This window comes from Chryseobacterium sp. SIMBA_029, assembly GCF_046535275.1.
GTDB lineage: Bacteria > Bacteroidota > Bacteroidia > Flavobacteriales > Weeksellaceae > Chryseobacterium.
The window spans coordinates 1-252 of the sequence record NZ_JAWRXA010000622.1 but is presented as its reverse complement, the minus strand read 5'-3'; the positions used below and the strand labels follow the sequence as shown (position 1 = coordinate 252).

1 protein-coding gene is annotated in these 252 nt (G+C 52.8%); it reads left to right on the top strand.

The window, feature by feature from the left end; translation table 11 throughout:
- Positions 1-54: 54 nt before the first annotated feature.
- A partial coding sequence (locus SB679_RS25470) for a hypothetical protein (RefSeq protein ID WP_410705140.1) occupies positions 55-252 on the top strand: 198 nt, incomplete at its 3' end.

The following is a 252-nucleotide window of genomic DNA, read 5'->3' as shown; positions in this document are numbered from 1 at the left end:
ACGCTCACTACAGACGCGGGCGCGAGCGCCCCCTGGATGAGCTATGTTCGGAGAATGGAACTACCCGGTCACAGGACATTGATAATCAGCATCGCTTTTGCAGCTTCCGATGAGCGCTTTAGAATCGTCTACTCGACACTGGCAGGTAGAGCGGTGAGTCTGGTGTGGAATGGTGCAGTGGACTATACCTACAGCGGAAACGATAGCGAACAGCGGCTATTGGCCGAGCACTATAATGAGCAAAAAAAGGTA